The 14858-nt window shown below is 68.8% G+C and carries 15 protein-coding genes; 11 read left to right on the top strand and 4 right to left on the bottom strand.

Annotation, left to right across the window (positions count from 1 at the left end):
- Window positions 1–58: 58 nt before the first annotated feature.
- From D7Y04_RS11195 to D7Y04_RS11205, 3 genes are all read left to right on the top strand, one after another.
- Window positions 59–262 carry a cold-shock protein gene (locus D7Y04_RS11195; protein WP_120597924.1) on the top strand — a complete coding sequence of 68 codons (204 nt, stop codon included), beginning with the start codon at window positions 59–61 and terminating at the stop codon, window positions 260–262.
- A gap of 196 nt (window positions 263–458) precedes the next feature.
- A complete protein-coding gene (locus D7Y04_RS11200) occupies window positions 459–824 on the top strand; it encodes a cupin domain-containing protein (protein WP_120549128.1) in 366 nt (121 codons plus the stop codon).
- Between the two features lie 86 nt (window positions 825–910).
- Window positions 911–1726: a metallophosphoesterase gene (locus tag D7Y04_RS11205; protein WP_233601350.1), complete on the top strand. Its 816-nt coding sequence runs from the start codon at window positions 911–913 to the stop codon at window positions 1724–1726.
- On the opposite strand, the gene D7Y04_RS11210 is transcribed toward D7Y04_RS11205, so the two are convergent.
- Window positions 1707–2144, bottom strand: coding sequence for a DoxX family protein (locus tag D7Y04_RS11210; RefSeq protein WP_121759195.1), 438 nt, complete (start codon window positions 2142–2144; stop codon window positions 1707–1709). The genes D7Y04_RS11205 and D7Y04_RS11210 overlap by 20 nt on opposite strands.
- Before the next feature lie 115 nt (window positions 2145–2259).
- Between D7Y04_RS11210 and D7Y04_RS11215 the strand changes: the two genes are divergently transcribed.
- The 4 genes from D7Y04_RS11215 (at window position 2260) to D7Y04_RS11230 (ending at window position 6841) form a co-directional block, all read left to right on the top strand.
- Window positions 2260–2625: a helix-turn-helix domain-containing protein gene (locus D7Y04_RS11215; protein WP_233601351.1), complete on the top strand. Its 366-nt coding sequence runs from the start codon at window positions 2260–2262 to the stop codon at window positions 2623–2625.
- A 144-nt stretch (window positions 2626–2769) separates the two neighbouring features.
- The gene (locus tag D7Y04_RS11220) at window positions 2770–5577 is read left to right on the top strand and encodes a hypothetical protein (RefSeq protein ID WP_121759197.1); all 2808 of its coding nucleotides are present in this window, start codon (window positions 2770–2772) and stop codon (window positions 5575–5577) included.
- Between the two features lie 56 nt (window positions 5578–5633).
- Window positions 5634–6206, top strand: a complete 573-nt coding sequence (locus tag D7Y04_RS11225; protein ID WP_121759198.1) for a tRNA-uridine aminocarboxypropyltransferase — start codon at window positions 5634–5636, stop codon at window positions 6204–6206.
- A 5-nt stretch (window positions 6207–6211) separates the two neighbouring features.
- On the top strand, window positions 6212–6841 hold the full coding sequence (locus D7Y04_RS11230) for an HAD hydrolase-like protein (protein WP_121759199.1): 630 nt from the start codon (window positions 6212–6214) through the stop codon (window positions 6839–6841).
- Window positions 6842–6851: 10 nt separating this feature from the next.
- Here D7Y04_RS11230 and D7Y04_RS11235 read toward each other — a convergent pair whose 3' ends face one another.
- A complete protein-coding gene (locus tag D7Y04_RS11235) occupies window positions 6852–8300 on the bottom strand; it encodes a M20 family peptidase (RefSeq protein WP_121759200.1) in 1449 nt (482 codons plus the stop codon).
- A gap of 261 nt (window positions 8301–8561) precedes the next feature.
- Between D7Y04_RS11235 and D7Y04_RS11240 the strand changes: the two genes are divergently transcribed.
- The 4 genes from D7Y04_RS11240 (at window position 8562) to cml (ending at window position 13182) form a co-directional block, all read left to right on the top strand.
- Window positions 8562–9497: a GNAT family N-acetyltransferase gene (locus D7Y04_RS11240; protein WP_233601352.1), complete on the top strand. Its 936-nt coding sequence runs from the start codon at window positions 8562–8564 to the stop codon at window positions 9495–9497.
- Between the two features lie 161 nt (window positions 9498–9658).
- A complete protein-coding gene (locus D7Y04_RS11245; RefSeq protein WP_121759202.1) occupies window positions 9659–10705 on the top strand; it encodes an acyltransferase in 1047 nt (348 codons plus the stop codon).
- Between the two features lie 71 nt (window positions 10706–10776).
- Window positions 10777–11763 (top strand): GNAT family N-acetyltransferase, encoded by a 987-nt coding sequence (locus D7Y04_RS11250; protein WP_120597932.1) that lies wholly within the window; start codon window positions 10777–10779, stop codon window positions 11761–11763.
- Window positions 11764–11994: 231 nt separating this feature from the next.
- On the top strand, window positions 11995–13182 hold the full coding sequence (cml, locus tag D7Y04_RS11255; RefSeq protein ID WP_199749641.1) for a CmlA/FloR family chloramphenicol efflux MFS transporter: 1188 nt from the start codon (window positions 11995–11997) through the stop codon (window positions 13180–13182).
- Here cml and D7Y04_RS11260 read toward each other — a convergent pair.
- Entirely contained in the window at window positions 13179–14060 is an 882-nt protein-coding gene (locus D7Y04_RS11260) for a helix-turn-helix domain-containing protein (RefSeq protein ID WP_120578908.1), read from the bottom strand. The genes cml and D7Y04_RS11260 overlap by 4 nt on opposite strands.
- Before the next feature lie 103 nt (window positions 14061–14163).
- Window positions 14164–14829 (bottom strand): hydrolase, encoded by a 666-nt coding sequence (locus D7Y04_RS11265; protein WP_120597935.1) that lies wholly within the window; start codon window positions 14827–14829, stop codon window positions 14164–14166.
- Window positions 14830–14858 lie beyond the last annotated feature (29 nt).

Raw genomic sequence — 14858 nt, forward strand, 5'->3', positions numbered from 1 at the left:
CCGGTGGAAGGCGCGAGCCTCTCACCTGTTCAGAGCAGAGAAAGAGAAGAGACTCACAATGGCTTCTGGTACCGTGAAGTGGTTCAACGACGCGAAGGGCTTTGGTTTCATCGCGCAGGACAATGGCGAAGACGTTTTCTGCCACCACACTGCGATCAACATGGATGGCTTCCGCACCCTGGCCGAGGGCCAGAAGGTGGAGTTCGAAGTCACCAAGGGCCCCAAGGGCCTGCAGGCGCAGAACGTTCGCGCCGCGAGCTGAACGGGCTAAGCCCTCGACTCATCCCTTGAGATGAGTCCTCGAAGCCCAGTCTCCCCAAGGAGGCTGGGCTTTCGTCTTTCCGGACGCAGGGCAGGCGGGCGACCACCGCGACGCGGTCCGCCACGGTCCGGGGTCTTCCCTACCTTCTCCCAGGAGGAGCGCGGCGCCGGACGCCGCCCCCCAAGGAGAGGCGAACATGGGCGACACCAGCGTGAAGAAGGTCGAAAGCCGCCATTCCCCCAAGGGGGAGATGGGCCAGAAGTACCTCGCATCCGGCGTCCGTGTGGCCATGCGGCTGTGGGAGGACGAGCCGCCCGCGGAGGCCAAGCCCGCCAGCACGCGCGACTACGAGACCGTGGGCTTCGTGCTCAAGGGCCGCGCGGAGCTGCACCTGGAGGGGCAGATCATCCTGCTGAACCCCGGCGACTCCTGGCTCGTGCCGCGCGGGGCCAGCCACACCTACAAGGTCCTGGAGACCTTCTCCGCCGTGGAGGCCACGAGCCCCGTCTCCTCAGCGCACGGCCGCGACGAGCACGAGGCCCCGAAGGGCGCCAAGGCCTGACGTGAGCGGATGTGAAGGCGCGGGGCTTTCCGGAAGGGAGGCCCCGCTCCTGTCAGCCCCACGGGCAGGCTCCGTCCGGGGGGCGCATGAGAATCCTGTCCGTCGAAGAGAAGCCCCTTCATGAGTGGTGGTACCTGAACGCGTCGCCGCGCGGAGGCACCCGTGCGGAACGGCTCCCCTTGCTGGGCGGCCAGGTGGACGCGCTTCCCAAGGACCTGGACGCGGTCATCGCGCTCTCGGACCTCCAGGGGATGGCGCCGCATGCCGTGAAGGGCGGGGCGGCGGCGCTCCTGGGAGAGGTCGTGGCCGACGAGCTGGCGATGATGTGCAAGGCGGGCGCCCTCCCTCCCGCGAACCGCACCGGCATCATCCTGGCGGGAGACCTCTTCTCCAACGACACCGCGGACGAACGAGGCGCATCCGGCGACGTGCGGAGCGTCTGGACTGCCTTCGCCAGGTACTTCCGTTGGGTCGTCGGCGTGGCGGGAAATCACGACACGTTCGGCGGTGCCGGGGAGCGCGAGCGCTTCTTCCGCCAACCCAGGCAGAAGCTGCTGGATGGCGAAGTCGTCACGCAGGACGGACTTCCGGTGGGCGGGGTGAGCTACATCATCGGTCGCCCGGACAAGCTCAACCGGCGCGAGCAATCCGCCCAGCTGGAACGGATTGAAGAGGTGCTGCTCCAGGAGCCGCAGGTGCTCGTCCTCCACGAGGGCCCGGACGCCCCGGGAACGGGGCTGCGAGGCAACGCCATCATCCGGGAGGCGGTGGAGCCCTGGAGCAGGCTCCTCGTCATCTGCGGCCACTGTCATTGGGACGTGCCGCTCGTCACGCTCGCGAGCGGGACCCAGGTCCTCAACGTGGATGCGCGCGCGGTGATTCTCAGGCGTGCCGGGGCTTGATGGGAGCGCGCGTCCTGCGCCCCCAGAAGACGAAGAGCGACAGCGCGACCAGGAAGAAGTTGAAGGGCGTGTTCGCCGCCTCGCCGCGAGAGAAGTGGAAGACGATGGCGCTGACCTGGAGCAACGCGCAGCCCAGGGCCGCGAGGACCGTCAGGCCCGGTTTCACCCGCGTGAGCGAGGGCAGTACGACGCCCAGCCCGCCCGCCAGATCAACCGCGACGATGAAGTACAGGAACGCAGGCGACACCTGGCCTGCCCACGGAATCATCGCGGCGAGCTCCGGCAGGGGCGTGAGCGCCTTCCAGATGCCCGAGCCGACGAAGGTGACACCCAAGAGCGCCTGGACGACCCACAAGCCCACGTGAAGGGCCTTGGACGGCTTCGCTGAAACGCCAACGGGAGGGGAGAGCGTATCCATACGTGGCTCCGTGGTTACTTCCGTGTGCCTGGTTACGGATGATGACCACATCTCTCTGGCATACCGTGCGGCGGCCGGACAAGGAGGCACATTGAAGTCACCAGGGTACGGAAAGATGACCGGGCGCTACGACGACGACTGCGTCGCGACGCGCGAAATCCTGAGCCTCGTCGGGGACAAGTGGAGCGTGATGGTCATCGTCAACCTGGGCGAAGGCCCCGTGCGCTTCAGCGAGCTCAAGCGCGCCATCGAGGGCATCTCCCAGCGCATGCTGACGCTCACGCTGCGCAACCTGGAGCGGGACGGGCTGTTGATTCGCACCGTGCACCCGACGACGCCGCCGAGCGTGGACTACGCGCTCACGAAGCTGGGGCGCACGCTGCTCGAACCGGTGTCCGTGCTCGCGATGTGGGCGCAGCAACACCGGCCGGAGATTGAACGCGCCCGCGAGCATTTCGCACGCACCGCCAGGGCGAAGTGAGTGGCGTCGCGTTCCGTGCTGACGCAGCCGCTTGCTGAGGTGACGCGGCGCCAGGGCCGGCCCCAGGCTCTCTAGAGGCGAGCGCAGCGTGGCATCCGATTTGCGTAGGGATTGGGCGTTCCCCTTCGCACCGGAAAAGCGCTCATGACCTCCAAGACGCCTTTCACCCAGGGTATCCTCATCTGCCCGACGACGCACATTGACTGGGATTGGGTCTACACGTTCGACCAGTACTACGCCTCCAACGGCCAGGCGACCGGCTCCAGCTCCGGACGCGACACGGTCCAGAACATCTTCAACGCCGCGGTGTCGCTCTTCTCCAGGCGGATCGGCTTCACCTTCTCCGTGACGGAGGTGGGCTTCCTGCAACGCTATGCGCGCGACAACCCGGCAGGCATCACGGCCCTCGCGGCGGCGGGTGACGACTTCTGCCTGATGGGCGGCGGCATCACGTCGCCGGACAACCTCGTCTGCGCGGGCGAGCTCTTCATCCGCAACTACCTGGTGGGACGCACCTGGGCGAAGCAGGCCGGGCTCGAGGCCAACCTGTATGACTCGGCGTGGCTCCCGGATGACTTCGGGCATGACCCCCAGCTGCCGGTGGTGCTGAACGCCATGGGCCTCACCACGGCCGGGCTCTCCCGCGTGCCCGGCTCGCCCCAGGGGTCGCCGGGGGCCGCGCCCATCGACCCCGTGGGCCCCTCCATCGCGTCGCAGTTGAACACCCACGGCCTGGTCTTCCACTGGCAGGCAGGGGACGGCTCCCGCATCACCACGCTCTTCATGCCCAACACCTACGGCACGGTGGGCTACCTGGACGCGGACGACATCTCCAGCAATGCCCAGACGGTGAACCAGTTCGTCAACCAGTACTCCTCGGGGTGGCCCAACGGCCTCCGCTTCATTCCCGTGGGCATCGACTTCGCCACGCCCTCCGTCACCTCCCCGTCAGGCGAGGTGTTGAGCTGGTTGAACGTGACCCACGGCTACAACACCAGCAATGGCAACAGCAATGGCGTCAAGGGAACCACGGGGACGTTCAAGACATACATGGACGCCGTCCTGCAAAGCGGCGCCTCGCTCCCCGTGAACGCACCGCTCAACGCGCAGAACTACTGGACGGGTTACTTCGCCAGCCGCCCCGCGCTGAAGCGGAACCAGTACGCGGCGGTGCGCGCGCTGATGTCCGCGGAGGTCATCGGCGCGCTGCTTCGCACCAGCAGCAGCTACGCCACCTCTTCGCTGGACGCGTTCGACTCCACCGTCTGGAATGGCTGGGAGGTCCTGGCCCCCAGCTCCCATCACGACTTCGTGACGGGCACGTCTCCGGACAACGTGTATTACGGCGAGCAGCTGCCGCTGAGCCGGCAGGGCGTCTCGGTGGCGAGGGCCGCCCTGGACCAGGGGATGGAGCTGCTCGCGCAGGGCATCTCCGCGAAGCCTCAGTCCCAGGAGCTCCCTGTCGTCGTGTGCAACACGCTCGGGTTCGAGCGGGTCCACGGGCTGCTGGCGGAGCTGACCCCTCCACCGGCGGACCTCCGCTTCCACGCCGTGAAGAGCGTGCGGACCCGTGACGGCTTGCTGCCCATCCAGCGGGCCGCGAATGGGAACCTCCTCTTCATGGCGGCGCCTCCCAGCGCGGGATACGAGACGGTCTACCTCTCCACCCTGTCCCCGCCGGGGCCCATCGTGATTGCGCAGCCGTCCGTGGGGGACACGGCGACCCTCGAGAACGACTTGATCAGCGTGACCCTCTCCAAGGAGCACGGGTGGGGCATCAGCCAGTTCTCGTATGGAGTGGACGGCGTGACTCGCAGCCTCTTCGCCTCCAAACGCGTGGGCAATCAGCTGCGGTTCTACACCGACACTGGCAACATCTATCAGTTCGGCAATGAGCCGTATGCCTCCACCAATCCGCCTGCCTATGGCAAGTTCAGCAGGGACGGGTCCGCGAAGTTCGTGGGAGGAGACGCGCGGTGGCTGGAGCAGGGACCGTACCGTTATCGCTTGCAGGCGGAGGTGACGGAGCAGAACAGCGGCCACAGGTTCACGCTGGAGTACTCGCTGGTGGTGGGCGAGCGCTTCCTCCGGATGAAGCTCACGGGTGCCTCGCCTTCTGGCATGTCGGTCGCGGTGGCGTTCCCCATGGTGAACCCGAGCGGGACGGCGCCCACGACGCTCAGCTACGGCACGCCGCACTACCAGCAGGACGTCCTGCCCGTGCCCAACTGGCCGGGGCCGACCTTCGTCGCCACCCATGACTACGTGATTCCCTGCATCCAGCAGGGCAGCCAGCCGGTGGGAGGCATCTACCATCAGGGCATCCCGGCCTGGACGCTGGACGAAGAGGGCGCCCTGCTCGGCGTCGTGCTCCGCAACACCCCCGCGGGCGGCCGGGGCGCGTCTGGCAGCGACTTCGGCTGGCATGAGCAGGAGTACGTCGTGGCGCCCCCGCTGTCTGTCAATGGCACGCCCCGGCTCGGCACGCCCCTGAAGGACGCCCTGTCGGTCACCACCCCGCTGGAGGCCCGCTTCATCTCCGGTGGACAGGAAGGGCAGGGGGGCGCGCTGGCGGAGACAGGCTCGCTGGGACAGGTGACGGCGACGAACGCCGGGACGCCGGTGGAGTCGGAGGACGTGATGATTCGCGTGGCGCGGGTTCAGGCGCCGGGAGCGGCGGGGGGCTACCCCAGCGGTGGCACGACGAGCGGTGCGATTCCGAGCAGCCTGGTGGTGCGCACCGAGAAGCGGGGCAGCCAGGCCACCCAGCTCACGGTGCGGCTCCCCTTCCTGGCGACGGCAGGCAGCGCCGAGACCCAGGCTGTCACCGCGCTCGAAGCGCCGCTGACAGAGCTGGCGGCCGTGCCTTCCGGGACGGACACCGTGACGGTGGACTCACCCCGTGCGCTGGCCGCGACGCGAATCGCGTGGTGCCGCACGCAGGGGGGCTGAAGCGCTCTCAACGAGTGCTTCTCTTCGCGAGGGGACGGGCACAGGATGACGGGAGGATGCCTCCCCGTGCTGCCCGTCCCCCCCGCTGTTCGCGTTGCAACCTGGCGAAACACCTGTGCCTGTGCACGGAGGTTCCCCAGGTGGAGACCCGGACCCGCTTCGTCTTCCTCCAGCACGTGATGGAGGTGTCGAAGCGGAGCAACACCGGGGGCGTGGCCGCGCTCGCCCTCTCGAACGCGAAGCTGCTCATCCACGGCTCGATGGCGGGGTCCTTGGACATCGAGGTCCTCTCCGAGCCGGGGACCTGGTTGCTCTTCCCAGACGGGCCCACCGCGCCGCCGGACGCGCCTCCTCCCAGGCAGGTGGTGGTGCTGGACGCGAACTGGTCGCAGGCAAGGCGGATGACCCAGCGGCTCCCCGAACTGCGGGCACTGCCCCGGCTGGTGCTGCCTCCGCCGGAGCCCGGCTTGCTCCGGCTTCGCGAACCCTCGCACCCCGCGGGGATGTCCACCCTGGACGCCGTGGCCCGCGCGGTGGCCCTGCTGGAAGGCCCGGAGGTGGCGGCGCCGCTGGTGCGGCTGGCGGCGCTCCGGGTGCAGCGCATCGCCGACTGTGGGACCCTGAACTGAGCCCCATGGGATACCGGTTGATCATCTTCGACTTCGACGGGACGCTCGCGGACAGCGCGGATTGGCTGCGCGGCATCTTCAACGACGTGGCCCGGCGCTATGGCTTTCGCACCGTCAGCGAGGAGGAGCTGGAGGCGCTGCGCGGGCAGGACACCCGGGCCATCATCGCGCAGCTCGGCGTGCCCATGTGGAAGATGCCCTTCATCGCCTCCCACGTGCGCAAGCTCGTCGCGCGTGACGCGCATCGCATCCCGACCTTCCCGGGCGTGGAGGCGATGCTGGAGCAACTGGAGGCGCGGGGCCTCACCCTGGCCGTGGTGAGTTCCAACGCGGAGGAGAACGTGCGGCGCGTGCTGGGGCCGGTGGCGTCCGCGCGCATCCGCCACTACGCCTGCGGCGCGGGCCTCTTCGGCAAGCGGACGAAGTTCCGGAAGGTGTTGAAGGCCGCGGGCGTGCGTCCCGGCGAGGCCCTCTCCGTGGGCGACGAGGTGCGCGACATCGAGGCCGCCGCGGCCGAGGGCATCGCCACCGCCGCGGTGACATGGGGCTACGCGACGGAAGCGCTGCTGCGCTCACGCGCGCCCACCGTCGTCTTCACCCGCCTCGACGAACTGCTGCCATTCGTCGCGGCGTAGGCGTGCCCTGTCAGCGCGTGCTGTTGCGCAGGTACTGCGCATAGAACCGGATGGCGGCGGCGTGCTCTTCCACAGAGAGCCGTTCGTCGCGGCCGTGCATCCGGGTGAGGTCCTCACGGTTCATCCGCACCGGCACGAAGCGGTACACGCTGTCGCTCAGGGGATGGAAGTAACGCGCGTCCGTGGCCGCGACGGTGAGGAAGGGCGCCACCAGCACGTCCGGGAACACCTGCCGGATGCTGCGCTGCAGCTGCCCCCAGCCCTCCGTGTCCATGCGTGACACCGGCGAAGCCTCGTCGCCCTCGGCGGTCAGCTCCACCCGTTCGTCATCCACCACCTTGCGCACGTGGGTGCGCACGTCCTCCAAGCTGTCGCCCGGCAGCAGGCGGACGTTGAGCACCGCTCTCGCCTGTGAGGGCAGCACGTTGGGCTTGGGACTGCCTTCGAGCATGGTGGCCGCGAAGGTGGTGCGGATGCTGGCGTTCGTGGAGGGAGCCGCGGACATCTGCCGCTCGATGACGGGCGCGAAGAGCCAGGTGTTGGCGAAGAGCAGGCGCATCCCGAAGTTCATCTCCGGCCCCACGTACTCGAAGAGCGCCCGCGTCCCGCCGCGCAGCTCGGGCTTGAACGGGTTCTCCTCCAGCCGCCCGATCGCCCGGGCCAGGGTGTTCGCTGCGGTCTGCGGGGGCGGCATGGACGCGTGTCCGCCCGCGCTCCGCACCACCAGCTCCACGCGCGCCGAGCCCTTCTCCGCCACGCCCACCAGTGCCACCGGCGCGGCCACGCCGGGCACGAGCCCCACGCCAATGGGGCCGCCCTCGTCCAGCACCGACTCCAGGCGGACGCCCCGCTCGCGCAGCACCGCGGCCACGCGAGCGGCACCGTCATGCCCGCCCACCTCCTCGTCCGCGCCGAACGCGAGCAGCACCGTGCGGCGGGGGCGGTAACCCTCGGCGAGCAGGCCCTCCACGGCTTCCAGGATGGCCAGCACGCTGCCCTTGTCGTCCAGCGTCCCGCGTCCATACACGTAGCCATCCGCCACGACGCCATCGAAGGGCGGGTGGCTCCAGGTGGCCTCCGCCTCCGCGGGCACCACGTCCAGGTGGCCCATCAGCATCGCGGGCTGAAGGCCGGGCTCCGAACCCTTCCAGGTGTAGAGGTGCGCATGCGCGCCCACGGCCTCATGCGCGAGCTCCGCGTGCACGCGGGGAAACCGGGCGACGAACCCGGCGTGCAGCGCTTGGAATGCGGCGTCCTCCGCGCTCATTCCGTCGGAGGCGGCGATGGTTCGGTGGCGCAGTGCCTCCGCGAGGCGGCTCGCGGCTCCGGCGGCATCCACCGTGAAAGGCTCGGCGGGCTCGGCGGTCACCTGCCGTGAACCGAAGCGCAGCGTGCGGACGACGAGGACGCCCCCGAGAAGCAGGACGAGGACCAGCAGGACGAGGAGGACGCGCTTCATCGGTTGGGAGTTCCCGGAGAGGTCGCCGCCGAGCGTAGCAGCAGGCGCGGCGCGGCACTTCCACTGGCGAACCCGGGCACCGCGACGACAGGGCGAGGCCCAGGTGCATCACCGCCCGGATTCCAACATCGGGGGGGCCCCGGCGGGCGGCTCCAGCGCAGGGGCTGGGAGGCTACTCTGCAACGCGAAAGCCAGTAACAAATCGAAATACAGTCGTGATGACACAGGTGGCGGGGGGGCACAGCCATGCGGATGATGCGAATGAGGGCCGTGCTCGTCCCTGATCAAGGGGCGTTGGCGCTGTCGGAGGACTACTTCCGCTCCGCGCACCATCTGCGAGCCGAACGGGTGACGCATACGCTGGTCATCGAGGACGGCGAGGGGAACGCGCAGCGGGTGCCGCTCATCGTGCGGCCCATCGAGGGAACGCCCTACCGCGACGCCATTTCCCCGTATGGGTTTCCCGGTGGCGCGTTGGACGGCCTCCGGGAGGTGTCGAAGGAGGCGGTGGATTGGGCGGGAGCGGAGCTCGTCAGCATCTTCGTGCGCGACCGCATCGCGGGGCCCCGATGCTTCGCGGGCGGGACGGAGCGCAACGAGGTGTTCTTCATCGACCCGCGCCTGCCGGTGGAGTTCCGGGAGATGCATTACCGGCACATCCGGCGCAACCTCCGGCTGGGCTTCGTGAGCGCCGCGCGTGAGGCGCGCGTGGCGTCGCGCGAGGACCGGGAGGGATTCCAGGAGGCCTACCGGCAGACCATGGTCCGCGAAGGGGCGAGCTCCCGGTACTTCTTCTCCGATGCCTATTTCGAGGAGTTGTTTGCGTCCCCGTGCGCCTGGCTGGTGACGACGCATTCACCGAAGGGGGATGTGGCCTCCGCCGCGCTGTGTGTCCGCAGCGACGGCATGCTGCACTACTACCTGGGCGGAACGGCGGATGCGCACCTGTCGCGCTCGCCGGCGAAGAATGTCTTTGGAACGCTGGCGGACCTCTGCTCGCAACTCGGCGTTCCGCTTCACCTGGGCGGAGGCATCCGGCCGGGGGACAGCCTCGAGCAGTTCAAGCGGAGCCTGTCCAACGCGAGCTCCCGCCTCCACACCCATGAGCTGATTTGCGAGCCGGAGGTGTATGCCCTCCTGTCGGAAGGCCGTGACGACACGGGCTTCTTCCCCGCGTATCGCGCGCCCCGGAGTTGAGTGGCATGTCGCATGTCCGCCCTCCGTCGCGAGGGCCGGCGCATGCGGACGACGTGACACATGTTCGCGACCCAAGGGTGCATGGTGATAACACCGGGAGACACCTACCGTTGGACTCGCTCCGAACGCCGACCGGAGAGCTCCAGGAAGGGTGAACCCGGATGACACACATCCCTGCCGCTCCGGAGACGAACCCACCGCGTCTGGTGGAACTGGACGCGCTCCGGGGTTTCGCGGCGCTGGCGGTCGCGCTGTATCACTTCACGGCGGAATACAGCGACCTCTACGGACACACGGTTCCCCTCTGGGAGATGCGCTTCGGGAAGTATGGCGTCCAGCTCTTCTTCGCCATCAGCGGCTTCGTCATCCTGATGTCGCTGGAGCGCGTGGAACGGGTCCGGGACTTCGTGTGGAGCCGCGCGGCCCGGCTCTACCCGTCCTATTGGACGGCCGTCGCGCTCACCTTCACGGTGGTGACGCTGTTCGGGCTGCCGGAGCGCGAGTTCAGCCTCCAGACGGCCCTGGTCAACCTGACCATGTTTCACGAGCTCCTCCGCGTCCCGCACGTCGACACCGTGTATTGGACGCTGACCATCGAGCTGTCGTTCTACCTGCTGATGTTCATGCTCGCGTACACGCGGACGCTGCCCAGGATCATCCCCATCTTCATCGTGCTCGTCGTGCTGCAGACCCTGGCGGAGCTGGCGGCCCAGGCCCTGGGCATGACCTTCCTGGCGAGGCTCGCGAGCCGGCCGCACCTGCAGTATTTCGCGCTGGGCGTGCTGGCCTTCAAGCAGCGCCGCGGTGAGGTCTCCCTTCCGTCCGCGCTGGTGCTCGTGGCCGTCAGCTTCGCCCACGAGGTGTTCGTGGGGAGTGAGGCTCCCGCCCCCGTGTTCCCGGTGGTGCTGTGCCTCTCTTATGCGTTGTCCCGGGGCTGGCTGCGCTGGCTCACCTGGCGCCCGCTGCTCTTCATGGGGTTCATCTCCTATCCGTTCTACCTGGTCCACCAGAACATCGGGTACGTCATCATCCGGCGGCTGGAGGCCGCGGCCTGGCGCCCGGAGGCCACCATCGCGGTCGCGCTGACGGCCGGGTTCCTGCTGGCCATCGTCATCACCTACGGGGTCGAGCAGCCCGCGTTGCGTGCCTTCCGGCAGTGGCGGCGGAAGGCAGGATCCCAGGCGCCGGTCCCGCCACGCCTCGCCTGAGGGCCACCGCGCCCCGCGCTGGAGCAGGGGGTCGGCGGGCCCTGCATCGCTCACGGAAAGGATGCGCTCGAATGAATCACACCGAAGCCTTGCGACTGACGTCTCCGAGCCCGAAAACATGCCGCGCCATCCTGCTTCCTGACGCGGGAATGTCCGCCCTGTCGGAGGACTACTTCCGCTCCACGCACCATCTGCGAGCCGAACAGGTGACGCATACGCTGGTCATCGAGGACGGCGAGGGGCGCGCGCTGCGGGTGCCGCTCCTCGTGCGGCCCATCGAGGGAACGCCCTACCAGGACGCCATCTCCCCGTATGGCTTCCCTGGCGGGCGGCTGGATGGATTGAGCGAGGTATCGAAAGACGCCGTGGATTGGACCGGCATCGGACTTGTCAGCCTCTTCGTGCGCGACCGCGTCTCGGGTCCCCGCTGCTTCGTGGGCGGGACGGAGCGCAACGAGGTGTTCTTCATCGACTCCCGGCGCCCCCTCGAATTCCAGGCGGAGGCCCGCCGGCAGATGCGGCGCAACACCCGGCTGGGCTACGTGAGCACCTGCGGTCCGGCGCGCGCGGCCTCGCACGAGGAGCGCGCGGACTTCAAGGACGTCTACCGGCAGACCATGGTCCGCGACGAAGCGCACGCCCGGTACTTCTTCTCCGACGCGTACTTCGAGGACCTGTTCTCCTCGCCGGTGGCCTGGCTCGTGACGACGCGTGCACCGGACGGACGTATCGCCTCCTCGGGGGTGGCGGTCGCCAGCGACGGCGTGCTGCACTACTACCTGGGCGGGACGGCGGATGCGCACCTGTCGCGCTCTCCGACCAAGAACACCGTCTTCGAGTCCATGGTGGAGCTCAGCGTCCGCCTGGGGCTGCCGTTGCACCTGGGCGGCGGCGTGCGGCCGGGGGACGGCCTCGAGCAGTTCAAGCGGAGCTTCGCGAACGCAAGCTCCCGCCTCCACACCCACGAGGTCATCTGCGATCCCTCGGTGTACGCGCGCCTTTCAGCGGGCCGCGGCGACACGGGCTTCTTCCCGGCGTATCGCGCGCCGCGGGGCTGAACAGGGGAGGTCCCTCCGGTCTTCGCACACCCTGTCAGGACGGGCCCGGTGTCTTCGTCCCGCCCGGACCCGATGCACCCAGGAGCCCGCCGGATGACGGACGCCAGTTCCGCAGATGAGTGAGCCGCGGCGACACGTTCACCGTTGCCGCGGCCCTCTGCCACAGCTCATCCCGGTCCCCGTGGAGAGGCAGATCGCCGCCAGATGTTCCTCATTTGCGCGGATGCCTTCATGTCTGACCCCAAAGCCCTGTCGTGGAATCTCTCCGTGCCAGCAGCGCTGTTGCTGATGGCCCCCTTCGACCTCCTGGCCTCGCTGGCCATGGACATCTACCTCCCCGTGGTTCCGGCCATGACCGGAGTCCTCGGCACCTCCCCCTCCATCATCCAACTCACGCTGAGCCTCTACATGGCCATGCTCGGGGCCGGACAGCTGGTGTTCGGCCCGCTCTCGGACCGCATCGGGAGGCGCCGGGTGTTGCTGGGGGGCGCGTGGATCTTCGCGCTCTCCTCCTTCCTGCTCGCGAGCACCACCGATGCCGCGATGTTCGTCGGGTTCCGGCTCCTGCAAGCCATGGGAGCCTCCGCCGCGCTCGTCGCGACCTTCGCCACCGTCCGGGACGTCTATGCGGAGCGGCCCGAAGGCGCGGTCATCTACAGCCTGTTCAGCGCCATGCTGGCCTTCGTTCCAGCATTGGGCCCCATCGCCGGGGCCCTGCTCTCGAGTCGCTTCGGATGGCGGGCAATCTTCGTCACGCTCGGAGTCCTGGCGACGGCGGCGTTTCTCCAGGCACTGCCTCGCTGGCCTGAAACACGACCCTCCGGCGTGGCTATTCAGAAGGTGTCCGTCCCACGCATCCTGCGCAGCGCCGCGTTCTGGACGTACACGCTGGGCTTCAGCGCGGCGATGGGCTCCTTCTTCGTGTTCTTCTCCACGGCGCCCCGCGTGCTCATGGGACGGGCGGGCTTCTCGGAGCTGGGCTTCAGCCTGGCCTTCGCCACCGCAGCGCTCGCCATGATGGTGACGACACGCTTCGCGAAGCACTTCGTGGCCCGCTGGGGTCTGGCGGGCAGCCTTGCTCGCGGCATGCTCCTGTTGCTGCTGGGCGCGGCGTTGCTCACCGCCGGGCAGCTCCTCATGGCGCCGTCCTTCTGGACGTTCGTCGCGCCCATGTGGGTCATCTCCGCGGGCATCGTGTTCGCCGCGTCCGTCACCGCCAATGGCGCGCTCCAGGCCTTTGGCGCCGTGGCGGGAACGGCGGTCGCGCTCTACTTCTGCATCCAGAGCCTCGTCGTCGGCGTCGTGGGGACCCTGATGGTCGTCCTGCTCGACGGTGACACCGCGTGGCCCCTGGTGGGTTACGCCTCGCTCATGGCGGGGGTGACGTTGGGCTGCCTGGCATCCTTCAGGCGCGCCTAGTCCTTCCGGTCCCGGCGCCACCTCGCGGGGGTGGTGCCGTGGGCCCGCCGGAAGGCCTTGCCGAAGTGCACCGCGTCGGCGAAGCCGGTCGCTTCCGCGACCTGCTCCAGCGACGCGGGCGTGCTCAGCATCATCGCCTGTGCGCGCTCGAGGCGGGCGCGCAGTTGCCATTGATAGGGCGCCACGCCCGTGGAGGCCTTGAAGGCGCGGCTGAAGTGCGCCTGGGACAGGTCCACCAGCGCCGCCAGCTCCGACAGCTCGACCCGTCCAGGCAGGCGCGACTCCATGAAGTCGAGCACCCGCCGGAGCTGCCACGGTGCCAGGCCCTTGCGCGTTGAAGGGCGTTCTCCACGACGCGACCCCAGCCTGGCGAAGAGGGCGGCGGTCAATCCATCGCCGTAGAGCTGGGTGGCGGGGTCGTCGTCATCCACCACGTCGGCCAGCAGCCGCATCAGCGTCCAGAGCCGGTCATCCACGAAGCGCAGCCTCGGCGCACCCAGCTCGGTGGGGCTCAGCGGTTGGCCCAGGCGCTCGCCCAGGTCCTTCAAGTCGAACGTGAGCACGGCGTCGCGCACCAGGCGCGAATTGGCGCTGTAGCCCCACAGTGGCATGCCGGCGGGGATGAGGTTCAGCTGCCGGGGGACGTAACCGATGGCGCAGGGCCGGCCTTCGCGCAGGCGCGGCTCGCAGGGCACCCCAACCTCCTCCAGCAACGCGCTCAGGCGTGTATGGCTTTCCAGGCACAGGGGATGCTCGGCCGGCCCCGAACAGCGGGTGGCATTCACATCCACGCAGATGCCATTCCATTTTCGCCGGCTGACGGAGATATCCACCACGTTCTCCGGCAGCGGGCTCAGCCGTTCAGCGCGCGTCTCCACGACATCGTCCTCCCATTCCCCAGGCGGCGGGGAGCCACTTCCCGGGAGGACGATGTCAGCAGTCCGGAGGTGAGTCACCCCCTGGACCGGGCCCGCCGTGCCTTCAGACGCCCCGGCCGGGCCGGCCCGCCAGCAGTTGCAGCTCCCAGGCGAAGGCCACGGCGCTGCCGCCGCCGTGCTCGGACAACACGCCGGCGAGCTCGGTGGCGCTGTCCTCGCGGGCCCAGTCGCGCTGCCATTCGGCGGCCACCGCCATCCAGGTGATGGGCGTCACGCCCGCCATCTGCATGCGGCGCACCGCCATGTCATGCGCTTCGCGGCTGACGCCACCGGAGGCGTCCGTGACGGCGTAGACGTCGTAGCCCTCGCCCGCGGCCTGGATGGCGGGCATGGCCAGGCAGATTTCCGTCCACAGCGCGGCGATGATCAGCTTCTTGCGGTCCGTCTTCTTCACCGCGTCCACCACGCGGCGGTCCTCCCAGGTGTTGATGAAGGTCCGGTCGATGGGCTTCTGCTCGGGGAACACGTCCTGCAGGCCCTTGATCAGGTAGCCGCCGCGCTCCTCGATGACGGTGGTGAGGATGGTGGGCACCTTGTAGACCCGCGCCGCCTTGGCCAGACCGACGACGTTGTTGACCACCATCGTCGGCTCATGGCTGTGCAGGTTGGCGAACTGGTAGGGCTGATGGTCGATCAGCACCAGCACGGAGTTCTGGGGCGTCAGCAGGGCTTCGAGCCCGCGGTGGGAGGGCGTCGGGGACGTGCTCATGGTCTGGAGACTCCTGGGTGGGGGACAGG

It is taken from the genome of Corallococcus sp. AB038B (genome assembly GCF_003668955.1).
GTDB classification, from domain to species: domain Bacteria; phylum Myxococcota; class Myxococcia; order Myxococcales; family Myxococcaceae; genus Corallococcus; species Corallococcus exiguus.

Coding starts and splice junctions, on each gene's coding strand:
- D7Y04_RS11195 (WP_120597924.1), top strand. CDS start 59: ATGGCTTCTGGTACCGTGAAGTGGTTCAACGACGCGAAGGGCTTTGGT.
- D7Y04_RS11200 (WP_120549128.1), top strand. CDS start 459: ATGGGCGACACCAGCGTGAAGAAGGTCGAAAGCCGCCATTCCCCCAAG.
- D7Y04_RS11205 (WP_233601350.1), top strand. CDS start 911: ATGAGAATCCTGTCCGTCGAAGAGAAGCCCCTTCATGAGTGGTGGTAC.
- D7Y04_RS11210 (WP_121759195.1), bottom strand. CDS start 2,144: ATGGATACGCTCTCCCCTCCCGTTGGCGTTTCAGCGAAGCCGTCCAAG.
- D7Y04_RS11215 (WP_233601351.1), top strand. CDS start 2,260: ATGACCGGGCGCTACGACGACGACTGCGTCGCGACGCGCGAAATCCTG.
- D7Y04_RS11220 (WP_121759197.1), top strand. CDS start 2,770: ATGACCTCCAAGACGCCTTTCACCCAGGGTATCCTCATCTGCCCGACG.
- D7Y04_RS11225 (WP_121759198.1), top strand. CDS start 5,634: ATGCCTCCCCGTGCTGCCCGTCCCCCCCGCTGTTCGCGTTGCAACCTG.
- D7Y04_RS11230 (WP_121759199.1), top strand. CDS start 6,212: ATGGGATACCGGTTGATCATCTTCGACTTCGACGGGACGCTCGCGGAC.
- D7Y04_RS11235 (WP_121759200.1), bottom strand. CDS start 8,300: ATGAAGCGCGTCCTCCTCGTCCTGCTGGTCCTCGTCCTGCTTCTCGGG.
- D7Y04_RS11240 (WP_233601352.1), top strand. CDS start 8,562: ATGAGGGCCGTGCTCGTCCCTGATCAAGGGGCGTTGGCGCTGTCGGAG.
- D7Y04_RS11245 (WP_121759202.1), top strand. CDS start 9,659: ATGACACACATCCCTGCCGCTCCGGAGACGAACCCACCGCGTCTGGTG.
- D7Y04_RS11250 (WP_120597932.1), top strand. CDS start 10,777: ATGAATCACACCGAAGCCTTGCGACTGACGTCTCCGAGCCCGAAAACA.
- cml (WP_199749641.1), top strand. CDS start 11,995: ATGTCTGACCCCAAAGCCCTGTCGTGGAATCTCTCCGTGCCAGCAGCG.
- D7Y04_RS11265 (WP_120597935.1), bottom strand. CDS start 14,829: ATGAGCACGTCCCCGACGCCCTCCCACCGCGGGCTCGAAGCCCTGCTG.